General features: G+C 32.3%; 1 protein-coding gene and 1 pseudogene. Both read left to right on the forward strand.

Going from position 1 to position 1,588, the window contains the following annotated elements:
• Positions 1–858, forward strand: a pseudogene (locus LJE08_RS13450) (IS21 family transposase); the annotation flags it as partial.
• Positions 851–1,588: IS21-like element helper ATPase IstB (gene istB, locus LJE08_RS13455; RefSeq protein ID WP_227403506.1), on the forward strand; the 738-nt coding region annotated here is incomplete at its 3' end. The pseudogene LJE08_RS13450 and the gene istB, both read left to right, overlap by 8 nt.

Raw genomic sequence — 1,588 nt, forward strand, 5'->3', positions numbered from 1 at the left:
CAGGAAATGGCAGACTATTATGATACAACTATTATTCCAACAAGAGTGCGTAAGCCTAAAGATAAGGCAGCTGTTGAAGGCGCGGTTGGAGATTGTACAGTAGCCATTGTCGGTAAACTTAGAAACAGGAAATTCTTTTCGTTTGAGGACCTAAACAAAGCAATTATCAAAGAATTGGACAATTTCAATAACAGACCTTTTCAGAAAAAGGAAGGTTCCAGAAAAAGCGTATATTTAGACGAAGAACTTCCGTTTATGAAAGCTCTGCCTGAACAGCCATTTGAGTTGAGTGTATGGAAACGAGCTAAAGTTCAATTAAATTATCATATTTCGATAGAAAAAATGAATTATTCTGTGCCATATGAATACGTTGGAAATTATGTAGATGTAAAAGTCACAAAAAGAACTGTAACTGTATATTATAAAATGAATCAAATTTGTACCCATGATCGATTATATGGTCGTATCAATCAATACTCAACAAATGAAAGTCATATGCCGGAGAATCACCAAAAATTTCAATGGAACAAAGACCGTTTTATGAAGTGGGCTGCCTCTATTGGAGACAATACTTCGATTTTAGTTTCCAAACTATTTGATCGTTATAAAGTTGAAGAACAAGCTTATAAAGGTTGTATGTCATTGTTGAAACTATCAGATAAATATGGAAAAACCAGACTGGAAAATGCGTGTCAATTGGCGTTGGATCACATCAGTCAGCCTGGCTATAAAAATATTAAGATGATATTACAGTCAAATCAAGATTTGAAAGATAAAAATGATAATGTACAAAGTGAATGTGATATGCATGCCTTTGTGCGAGGAAAAGACTATTACGGAGGCAAGAACAATGGATAAGAGTGAATTGATAGAAAAATTGAAGAAAATGAGATTACCAGTTATTGCAGAACAATATGAATTACAAAGTGCAAACCCAGAATACAGTCAATTATCATTCGATGAACGGTTCAGCGAATTAATTGATATGGAATATGATAGTCGAGTAAATCATACAATAGAAAGATTTATCAAGAATGCACATTTTTATGATTCTACAGCTAGTATGGAATCAATTAATTATAATCCAGACAGAAAACTCGATCGCTCGCAAATGGAGGAATTGTCTACAAACAATTATATAAACAACGGTTTGAATGTAATTTTTGTAGGAGCATCCGGCTGTGGTAAAACATGGTTATCAAACGCTTTGGGGATCCATGCCTGTAGAGATAGAAAAACAGTTTTATATATTCGATTACCAGAACTATTCTCAAAATTTGAAGAAATGAGGATTCAAGGAAAATATAATGAATATCTAAAAAAACTAGGAAAGTATGATTTAATGATACTAGATGAATTCTTATTAAAATCGACAAGTGAATCAGAAAGAAGTGATCTACTTGAATTGATGGAAATAAGGTGTAATAAGAAATCAACAATATTCTGTAGTCAATATTCATTTGATGGTTGGCATCAATTATTAAATGGAGGACCTATAGCGGATGCGATATTAGATAGGATAATAAATTCATCTTATTTGATTACATTACATGGAAAATCATTAAGAGAAACATACTCTAAATTAAAA

It is taken from the genome of Holdemanella sp. DFI.5.55, assembly GCF_020593575.1.
Taxonomy (GTDB): domain Bacteria; phylum Bacillota_I; class Bacilli_A; order Erysipelotrichales; family Erysipelotrichaceae; genus Holdemanella; species Holdemanella hominis.